The organism is Rhizobium terricola, from assembly GCF_012927355.1.
Classification (GTDB): domain Bacteria; phylum Pseudomonadota; class Alphaproteobacteria; order Rhizobiales; family Rhizobiaceae; genus Allorhizobium; species Allorhizobium terricola.
Genome location: NZ_JABBGK010000010.1, coordinates 97,425 through 107,079, shown reverse-complemented (window position 1 = coordinate 107,079; position 9,655 = coordinate 97,425). Strand labels below are relative to the sequence as shown.

General features: G+C 65.3%; 9 protein-coding genes. 8 read left to right on the top strand and 1 reads right to left on the bottom strand.

The annotated features are described in order from the left end of the window. The 3 genes from HHL25_RS22935 to HHL25_RS22925 form a co-directional block, all read left to right on the top strand. Positions 1 to 680 (top strand): ABC transporter permease (locus tag HHL25_RS22935; RefSeq protein ID WP_169595565.1); only part of this gene is annotated, 680 nt, incomplete at its 5' end. Continuing rightward, positions 673 to 1,764 carry a quaternary amine ABC transporter ATP-binding protein gene (locus tag HHL25_RS22930; RefSeq protein WP_169595564.1) on the top strand — a complete coding sequence of 364 codons (1,092 nt, stop codon included), beginning with the start codon at positions 673 to 675 and terminating at the stop codon, positions 1,762 to 1,764. The genes HHL25_RS22935 and HHL25_RS22930, both read left to right, overlap by 8 nt. 177 nt (positions 1,765 to 1,941) lie before the next feature. Then, positions 1,942 to 2,964, top strand: a complete 1,023-nt coding sequence (locus HHL25_RS22925) for an Ldh family oxidoreductase (protein ID WP_169595563.1) — start codon at positions 1,942 to 1,944, stop codon at positions 2,962 to 2,964. Positions 2,965 to 3,015: 51 nt separating this feature from the next. On the opposite strand, the gene HHL25_RS22920 is transcribed toward HHL25_RS22925, so the two are convergent. After that, a complete protein-coding gene (locus tag HHL25_RS22920; RefSeq protein WP_169595562.1) occupies positions 3,016 to 3,930 on the bottom strand; it encodes a LysR substrate-binding domain-containing protein in 915 nt (304 codons plus the stop codon). A 166-nt stretch (positions 3,931 to 4,096) separates the two neighbouring features. Between HHL25_RS22920 and HHL25_RS22915 the strand changes: the two genes are divergently transcribed. The 5 genes from HHL25_RS22915 (at position 4,097) to HHL25_RS22895 (ending at position 9,645) form a co-directional block, all read left to right on the top strand. After that, the gene (locus HHL25_RS22915) at positions 4,097 to 5,350 is read left to right on the top strand and encodes an aromatic ring-hydroxylating oxygenase subunit alpha (protein ID WP_169595561.1); all 1,254 of its coding nucleotides are present in this window, start codon (positions 4,097 to 4,099) and stop codon (positions 5,348 to 5,350) included. Then, positions 5,340 to 6,431, top strand: a complete 1,092-nt coding sequence (locus HHL25_RS22910; protein WP_169595560.1) for a hybrid-cluster NAD(P)-dependent oxidoreductase — start codon at positions 5,340 to 5,342, stop codon at positions 6,429 to 6,431. Before HHL25_RS22915 ends, HHL25_RS22910 begins: the two co-directional genes overlap by 11 nt. Before the next feature lie 177 nt (positions 6,432 to 6,608). After that, a complete protein-coding gene (locus HHL25_RS22905) occupies positions 6,609 to 7,520 on the top strand; it encodes a DMT family transporter (RefSeq protein WP_169595559.1) in 912 nt (303 codons plus the stop codon). Positions 7,521 to 7,882: 362 nt separating this feature from the next. Beyond that, positions 7,883 to 9,058, top strand: a complete 1,176-nt coding sequence (locus HHL25_RS22900) for a transporter substrate-binding domain-containing protein (protein WP_169595558.1) — start codon at positions 7,883 to 7,885, stop codon at positions 9,056 to 9,058. Then, positions 9,055 to 9,645, top strand: coding sequence for an ANTAR domain-containing response regulator (locus tag HHL25_RS22895; protein ID WP_169595557.1), 591 nt, complete (start codon positions 9,055 to 9,057; stop codon positions 9,643 to 9,645). The genes HHL25_RS22900 and HHL25_RS22895 overlap by 4 nt, the downstream gene beginning before the upstream one ends. Positions 9,646 to 9,655 lie beyond the last annotated feature (10 nt).

Sequence of the window (9,655 nt, the reverse complement as noted above, 5' to 3'; positions counted from 1 at the left end):
TCGCCTGGTTCGCCAGCCGCAGCCTGAAGATCGTTCTCGGCTGTCTCGTGACCCTGCTCCTGATCGGCTACTTCGACATGTGGGACGACACCATGCGGACGATCTCGATGATCTTCGTCTGCACCCTTCTGTCGATCGCCATCGGCATTCCGATCGGCATCCTGATGGCCCGCTCCGACCGCGTCCAGCGGATCGTCAACCCGATCCTCGACGTCATGCAGACCATGCCGAGCTTCGTCTACCTGATCCCCGTCGTCATGCTGCTCGGCATCGGCAAGGTTCCAGGCCTGATCGCCGTCGTCATCTACGCCATTCCCCCGATGATCCGCCTCACCGACCTCGGCATCCGCCTCGTCGACAAGGACGTGCTCGAGGCTGCCGACGCCTTCGGCACGTCGAAGTCCCAGAAGCTCTTCAAGGTCCAACTGCCGCTGGCGCTACCGACCATCATGGCCGGCATCAACCAGACCATCATGATGGCGCTCGCCATGGTCGTCGTCGCCTCGATGATCGGCGTCCAGGGTCTCGGCCAGCCGGTGCTGAAGGCGATCGCCAACCAGTACTTCACGCTCGGCATCTTCAACGGCCTTGCCATCGTCGGCATCGCCATCATCTTCGACCGGGTCAGCCAGGCCTATGGCAAGCGGCTCCAGAAGCATCGGGAGATCGTCCATGGCTGATCATGCCTTCGGCGGCATCAAGGTCCGCCACCTCTACAAGATCTTCGGCCCCAACCCGGCCGCCCATGTCGATGCCGTCCACAACGGCATGACCAAGGCCGAGCTCAACGACCGCCACGGCCATGTGCTGGGCCTGCGCGACATCAACATCGAGATCCCCTCGGGCTGCATCCAGGTGGTCATGGGCCTGTCGGGCTCCGGCAAGTCGACGCTGATCCGCCACATCAACCGGCTGATCGACCCGACCGCGGGCGAGGTGTTGGTCGACGGCGTCGACGTCGTCAAGATGAACGAGAACGAGCTGCGCGAGTTCCGCCGCCACCAGACCGCCATGGTGTTCCAGAAGTTCGCGCTGCTGCCCCATCGCAGCGTGCTCGACAACACCGTCTTCGGCCTCGAGGTCCACGGCATCGAGCGCAAGGCGGCCGTCGAGATCGCCATGCGCTGGCTCGAGCGCGTCGGGCTGAAGGGCTTCGAGCAGAAATACCCCAACCAGCTCTCCGGCGGCATGCAGCAGCGCGTCGGGCTCGCCCGGGCGCTGTCCAACGACGCGCCCGTCCTGCTGATGGACGAGGCCTATTCCGCCCTCGACCCGCTGATCCGCACCGACATGCAGACCGTGCTGCTCGACATCCAGAAGGAGATCAGGAAGACCATCGTCTTCATCACCCACGACCTCGACGAGGCGCTGAGGCTCGGCGACCAGATCGCCATCCTGCGCGACGGCGAGATCATCCAGCAGGGCACCAGCCAGGACATCGTGCTGCGCCCCGCCGACGACTATGTCGCCAACTTCGTCAAGGAGGTGAACCGCGGCCGCGTCGTCCATGTCGAGGCGATCATGACGCCCCTTACCCCCGCCGTCACAGCAGCCCATCGCGACGGCCGCGCCACCATCACCGCCGGCACCACCATCGAGGAGGCCGTCCGAATGCTCGCAGCCGCCCCAGACGGCGACGTCATCGTCACCGCACAAGACGGAAAACCCATCGGCGCCGTGACATTCCGACAACTCGCCGCCGCTATGGTCAATGCCCAGGAGACCGGGCACCGGCACGATGCCGCGCCGGCGCTGGCGGTTTGACCGGACGGCCTTGGACGGTATGACCAAATGAAGACGACCCCGGGGCGCCATCCCGCCCCGGGACTTTTCCTTCCTTCCCCGATGGCGAGGCACCTGCCGGCCCGGTGTCATCGGCGACAGCAACCTCTCTGCTGCCCTGACCTTTCACCTCTCCCATACCACTGCACTGGAGCCCCGATGTCCGGACAGATGAAGAGCATATCGATCAGGGATGGACGCCGTCTCGCTTACGACGCCTGCCTCGGCGCCGGCGCAAGCCCGGCCATGGCCGATGCCCTGGCGGACGCCACGCTGTCCGCGGCCTGTTCCGGACGCCCCGGCATGGGATTTCCGCATTTCCTCGATTATCTGCACAGCATCCGTGACGGCAGGATCGCCGGCAAGGCCAGCCCCCGCTTCGACCACGTCCTGCCGGCAGTGATCCACGCGGATGCGGACGGCGGCATCGCCCAGCTCGGCTTCGACCAGATCTACAACGACTTCACCGATCGCGTCCGCACCCTCGGCGTCGCGGTCTTCACGCAGAAGAACAGCTACACCGCCGGCGAACTTGGCTACTACGTCCGCCGGCTGGCACAGGACGGACTGCTGTCGATCGCCGGCTCCAACGGGCCGGCCCTGATGGCGGCGGCAGAAGGTGGCAGCCGCGTCTACTGCACGAACCCGCTCGCCTTCGGCGCGCCTCTGCCCTCCCCCTTGCCGCCGCTGGTCATCGACCAGGCGACGAGTGCGACCGCCTTTGTCAACATCGTCCGCGCGGCGGAAGAAGGAGGCGCGATCCCTCCCGGCTGGGCGACCGACGAGACCGGCGCGATCACCACCGACCCGGCAAGGGCCGTGCTCGGCGCGCTCCTGCCCTTCGGCGGCTACAAGGGCGCGAACATAGCGCTGCTCGTCGAGATCCTTTCGGCCGGCCTCTCGGGCGCCGCGTGGTCGACCGAGTCCCCCGATTTCCGCACCGGCAACCAGACACCTGCAGCCGGCATGACCATCGTTGCCATCTCTCCGGTTGCAGCCGATCCAGACTTTGCCGAACGCGTCGCCGCCCAGTTCGAGCGGCTACGGGCCATGGGCGTGCACATCCCCGGCGGGCAGATCCCGTCGGACGTCGATGAAACCGCAATGCTGCCGATCGACGGCGATCTGCTCGCGGAGATCAGCGGCTTCGCCGATCTGGCCGGCGCCGTCCCGGACCGCTGAGCCTCGGCATCGGCCGGCGCACAAGTCAAGTCGCGCCGTCTTCTCTCTCCGTCAGGAAACGGCGCCCTGCGCCTCGGCCTTCAGCCATGCCACGAACTCGCGCACGCGCTCGTTCCGCGCGCTTCGCGGCGGCGCGACGACGAAGTAGCCGTTCCGGGTGGCGATCGACTGGCCCGTCACCCGCACCAGCGCCTTCTGGTCGAGGAGATTCTGGACCAGCCGCCGCCAGCCGAGAACGATCCCCTGGCCGTTCAGCGCCGCATAGATCGCCTCGGTGTAAAAACTGCAGCGCATGCCGGATATACGTTTCGGAAGCGTCATCGAAAAGGCCGCCAGCCACTCGTCCCATCCCGTCCAGCTCGGATCCTCGGTGTCGTAGCTGATCAGCGGGTGGCGCACGAGCTCGGCGAGATCCGGATGCTCGCCGAGCTTTTCCGCATAATCCGGCGTGCAGACCGGAAAGACCTCGTCGTCGAACAGAAGTTCCGCGCGCCCGTCCGGCCACATGCCGTTGCCATAGCGGATCGCCAGGTCGACGTCCCCGCTGTCGAGCGCGGCATTGTTGTCCTGGGAAACGATGCGGAGCGCGACGCCAGGGCAGGCCCTGGAAAAGGACGCGATCTTCGGCAGCAGCCAGAAATGCGAGAAGGCGACGCTCGCCGAGATCGTCAGCCCGTCGGCGGTCTCTTCCCGCGTGATGTCATCGATCGTCTCGGCAATGAGCGTGAAGGCGGCGCTCGTCGAAGAGGAAAGCGCACGCCCCTTGTCGGTAAGCTCGATCCGGCGATGCAGCCGCCGGAACAGCGGAAAGCCGAGCCCCTCCTCGATGAGATGGATCTGCCGGCTGACCGCCGCCTGGGTAACCCCAAGCTCGCTCGCCGCCTTGGTGAAGCTCGAAAGCCGCGCGGCGGCCTCGAAGGCCGTCAACCCCGTCAGAGGCGGCAATTTTCGCCGGAACCGGGCCATCTTCGCTCCATCCTCTCCATCTCGTTCCGACCGATCCCTGAAGAATCGGCCTGGATCTGCACAAGCGTTTTAAATTACATTTCGTTATGCGAATTCGGCCCATTTATGCCGTTGAGATCTGCTGTTCGTCAAGAAATGATCGGCCGTCAAATCATGAGGCCTGATTATGCTGCAAACCTTCGCTTCCTCCATTTCATCACTGCTCGACGCGAGAGCCGACGGCCATTCGCTGCCGGCCGGCCTCTACACCCGCCAGGACGTTTTCGAAGCCGACATGGACGTCTTCTTTCGCAAGCACTGGATCTGCATCGGCCTCGAATGCGACGTGCCCGAACCCGGTGACGCGACCGTCGTGGACATCGGCACTTCGAGCCTCATCATCCTGCGCGACGACGACGCGGCGATCCGGGTCGTGCGCAATGTCTGCCGCCACCGCGGCGCACGCATTCTCGATCCGGGCCCGACGGTGGTCTCGAAGCTCGTCTGCCCCTATCACCAGTGGACCTATGAACTGTCGGGCGAGCTCGCCTACGCCCCTCACATGGGCGCCGACTTCGACAAGAGCTGCAAGAGCCTGAAGCCGGTCGCCTTCCGGCTGATCGGCGGCCTGATCTATGCCTGCCTCTCCGACGACCCGCCGGAAGACATCGACTTCCTCGCCGAAGTCATGGCGGGGCGGCTGGCACCTTATGACATCGCCAATGCGCGGATCGCCCACCAGGCGGACGTGATCGAGGAAGGCAACTGGAAGCTGACGATCGAGAACAACCGCGAATGCTATCACTGTTCCGCCAACCATCCGGAACTGTGCGTGTCCTTCATCGACCTCGACTTCGGCTTCGATCCCGACAGCCTGAGCCCAGAGGACAGGGAAGTGGCACGGGAACATGAAGCGCTCTATGCCCGACGGACCGAGAACTGGGAAGCGGAGGGTTATCCGTCGAAGGCCGTCGAGCGCCTCTCCGACTGCGTGACCAACTTCCGCACCCAGCGCCTGATCATCTCCGGTGCCGGCGAGAGCCAGACCCCGGACGCGACGTCAGCCTCCTCGAAGCTGCTCGGCCACATGACCCGCAAGGACACCGGCGACACCCACCTCTGGGGCCACAACAGCTGGAACCACTTCATGGGCGATCACGCGGTCATCGCCATCGTCATCCCGCTCTCGGCCGACAAGACCCTGGTCCGGACCAAGTGGTTGGTGCACAAGGACGCCGTCGAGGGTGTCGACTATGATTTCGACAAGCTGACCAGCGTCTGGCTGGCGACCACCGACCAGGATGCCGAGCTGGTGGCCCGCTCCCATGCCGGCGTCAAGGATCCGGCCTATGTGCCCGGCCCCTATTCGCGCTTCTCCGAAACCAACCTCGACAAGTTCGCCTCGTGGTACATCGACCGGATGCGCGCCAATGGATATTAAGAGCGCTGGAACGGCCCTGAAGACCGGCCGGCGGTCAGAACTCTGGAACCCGGAGCTCGACGACACGCTGGTCTGCATCGGTGTGCATCAGGAGACCCACGACGTGAAGACCTTCACCTTCGCGTCGGCCGACCATCGGAGCTTTGTCTTCGATGCGGGGCAGTATTTCCTCTTCGACTTCGAGATCGACGACGCGGTCGAAAGCCGCTGTTACTCGATCTCATCCTCGCCGCAGCGTGGGAACGCCTTTTCCGTGACGGTGAAACGCGTTGCCGGCGGCAAGGTGTCCAACTGGCTGCATGACAATCTGGCGGCCGGCGCAAGGGTGAAGGCGAACGGTCCGCTTGGCCGCTTCGTCCGTAACGACCGCCCCGGCAGCAGGTTCATGCTGCTCTCGGGCGGTTCGGGCATCACGCCGATGATGTCGATGCTGCGCGACATGGCCGACACCTGCGAGGACGCCGACGTCGTCTTCCTGCATGCGGCGCGCACGCCCCGCGACCTGATTTTCCGCGGAGAACTCGCCGGCCTGGCGGAGAAGATCAAGGGATTGCGGCTGCATTTCCTGCCCGAGGACCGGACCGGCGAGCTGTCCTGGCCGGGTTTGTCGGGTCGCATCTCCAGCGACTATCTGAGGCTCGCGGTGCCCGACATCGCCGGACGCATCGTGATGTGCTGCGGTCCCGCCCCGTTCATGGCCGCCGCCCGTTCGATCGTCGGCGAACTCGGCGTGCCCGCATCGAACTATGTCGAGGAGAGCTTCGACTCCGCGGTGATCGACGAAACCGTCGAGGCGCCGTCCGAACCGGCGGGCGCCAGAACCTTCTCGGTCACCTTTTCGAAACAGGGGCGCACGATCGACGTCACCGAAGAGCAGACGGTCCTGTCCTGCGCAAGAAAGGCCGGCATCCGCATCCCGTCGTCCTGCGCCAACGGGATCTGCGGCACCTGCAAGTCGAAGCTCCTGTCCGGTTCCGTCGACATGCAACACAATGGCGGCATCCGGCAGCGCGAGATCGACGCCGGCCTCTTCCTCCCCTGCTGCTCCCGGCCGCTGACCGACCTGGTGATCGAACGGTAGAGGCTTGCGGAGAGAATTGGGCAAGGCGTGCCGGGGACGACGCCGACAAAGCGGCACGTCCCGGAAACGGCAGGATCTTGCGTCAGCCACGCCAAACTGTGCTATCGAGCCGCGCGGCCCGAAGCCCCGTGACTGATTCTCGGGACCGCCCGAATGAAGGCGCCCGGAGCTGAGCCCATGACGACGACGGACAATTCGCCCCGGGGCTTGGAGCGACCAGCCCTCGGGATCGGCCTCAGGGTCCTTTCCGGGCTCCTGTTTGCCGCGATGGCGATCTTCGTCAAGGCGCTGTCCGGACACGTGCCGCTCGGCCAGATCGTCTTCTTTCGCTCAGCCTTCGCCCTCATCCCGCTCGTCGCCTTCCTGTCGCTGCGCGGCGAATTTCCGGGCGGCCTCGCCACCCGGCGACCCTTCGGCCATCTGGTGCGCTCTGGCTTCGGAGCCGCCGCCATGTTCGCCTCCTTTGCCTCGATCGCACGCCTGCCGCTCGCCGAGGCGACGCTCATAAGCTATCTCTCGCCGGCATTTACCGGTATCGCCGGTGTCGTCCTGCTCTCCGAGCGCCTGACCGTCTGGCGCGTCGGCGGGGTCCTGCTCGGCCTCTGCGGCGTGCTGGCGCTGGTCTGGCCGGAGATCGGCAACGGGACGGCGGATGCCGACAGGATCTGGGGTTACGTCTTCGGCCTTTTGATGGGGCTGCTGACGGCCTGCGCGCTGATCATGGTACGCAGCCTCAGCCGAAGCGAAAGTCCCGGTGCGATCGCCTTCTACTTCGTGGTGGCCTCGATGCTGGGTGGGATCGCCACGCTTCCCTTCGGGTGGGTGATGCCGGATGCCCGCGGCCTGCTGCTGCTCGTTTTGGCCGGCCTGTTCGGCGGCCTCGCCCATATTGCGATGACCCTCGCCTTCCGCCATGCCGAAGCCTCCCGGCTCGCCCCCTTCGAATACCTCGCGATCGTCTGGCCGGTGCTCGCCGATCTGGTGATCTTCCGCGCACCACTCTCCTCCGCCTTCCTCGTCGCCCTCCCGCTCGTGCTCGCCGGCGCCGCCATGGCAGCGATGGAGGGACGACGGAAGAACCGGCACTGAAGCCGGCGAAGCGAATGCCCGCGCAGCCACATGCCGTTTGTGTCGGCAGGGGAGACCTTACCCGTTGCCAGAAAGAAGGCCGGCAGGGGCGGAAAGAAGCACTATTGGCCAAGTTTTAGGCAAACAAAGTGTTTGACTACATTGCAGTCATATCCTAGCTTTCATTGAGAAAACGGCAGGAGCTGCCGACGGCAAACGAGCCCCGATACCGCGAGACACGCGGTGCGGGGCTTTTTTTGTTTCGCGCAGCCGAGACCGGTCGAGTGGAACACAAGCGTGGACGGGAACCGGGCAATGAAGCCATGGGAAGTGTCGATGAACGCAGAGGGTCGCGGGTTGCCGCGGTCGGGAGTGTGCTCGCGATGAAGCGCGAAACGGTGCCGGTTTCCCTCCTCTATTCGACCACCGGGGCCTATGCCGCGCTCGGTCGGGAAGCGGTTGCCGGCGCCATGGCTGCGATCTCCGAGGTCAATGCCGATGCCCGCATCCCCTTTCGCATCGAACCGAAGATCGACGATCCGGCCGGGCGGGCCGAGCACTACGCGCTTCTGGCCGAGGCGGCCATCCGCCAGCACGGATGCCGTCATGTGATCGGAACCATCACCTCCTGGAGCCGAAAGGACGTGCTGCCAGCGATCGAGCGTCACGGCGCGCTGCTCTGGTATGCCTTTCCCTACGAAGGCTACGAGGCGAGCGACAGCGCGATCTATCTCGGCGCCTGCCCGAACCAGCACCTTCTGCCGCTGTTCGAGCATGTCCTGCCGCGCCATGGCCGCCGACCCTTCATTGTCGGATCCAATTACATCTGGGGCTGGGAGATCAGCCGCATCGCCCGGGAGATCGCCGAGACAGCCGGCGGACAGGTGGTATCCGATCGTTTCGTGCCGCTTGGCTCGATCGAGGTCGAGCACCTGATCGCCGAGATCGAGCAGAAGAAGCCCGATTTCATCCTGAGCAATCTGGTCGGGGAATCGTCGACCGCCTTCCTCGCCGCCTATGACGAGCTTCGCGGCAGGATCCCGTCCGCGCCGCCGGTCGTCGCCTGCAACCTGTCGGAAATCGAGCTCGACGGTCTGTCGTCGTCCGCCCGTTCCGGCCATATCTCGTCCTCGCCCTACTTCAACGGTCTGGACACCGAGGAAAACCGCGACTTCAAGGCACGCATGGCGCTTCGCCACGGCAGCGATCGGCGGCTGACGACCTCCTTCGTCGCGGCCTATATGAGTGTGTCTATTCTCGCGCGGGCGATCGCCGATGCGGCAACCGACGCACCGGAAGCGGTCCGCCGCGTCGTCACCTCACGTCTCTTCGACACGCCCGTCGGTCCGGTGTCGATAGATCCGCGCACCCATCACGCGGCATTGCGGCCGCATATCGGCCTCTCCAATGCACAGGGTGAATTCGACATCTTCCACAGCGCTCCCGGCCCCGTCGTGGCGGATCCCTATCTGGTGCGCTCGCTCGCCCGCCCCTTGGCCACCGGCGGCACGGATGCGGCCGGACCGACGTCCGGCAACACGCTGAAGGTGATCAAATGAGCCGAGCCGACCGCCTTGCCCTTGCCAGCTGGCATGCCGTCATCCTCCACCGCGACCATCCCTCCGTGGATGCGCTGAAGCGCCAGCTCGAGCTCCTGCATATCCGCGTCAGCGTGGTCTGGCCGCAAGTCGACGGCGCGGATGCCGACTGCGACGTCGTCTTCTTCGACGCGGACATGGGACATGACGGCCAGTTTCCCTGGCCCCGCGGCTTCGCACCGATGCCGATGATCGCCCTCATAGGCTCGGAGGCACCCGGCCGCGTCGAATGGGCGCTGGCCCAGGGCTCCAACGCTCATCTGCTGAAACCCATCGGCTCGACCGGCGCCTACAGCGCGCTGCTGATCGCCGCCCATGCCTATCAGGTCACGCGCAGCCAGGCCGACGATATCAGGGCCCTCGAAGACAGGTTGCGCCAGCGGCCCATCGTCGTGCGCGCCGTCCTGAAGCTCCTGCAGCAGGAACGGCTCGACGAGGCAGGCGCATGGAAGCGCCTGCGCAAAATCGCCATGGACTGGGGCATGACCATCGAGGAAACCGCCGAAGCCATCTGCCGCGACGATCGCCGCACCAGGAGCGGTGCCTAAGACAGGACGA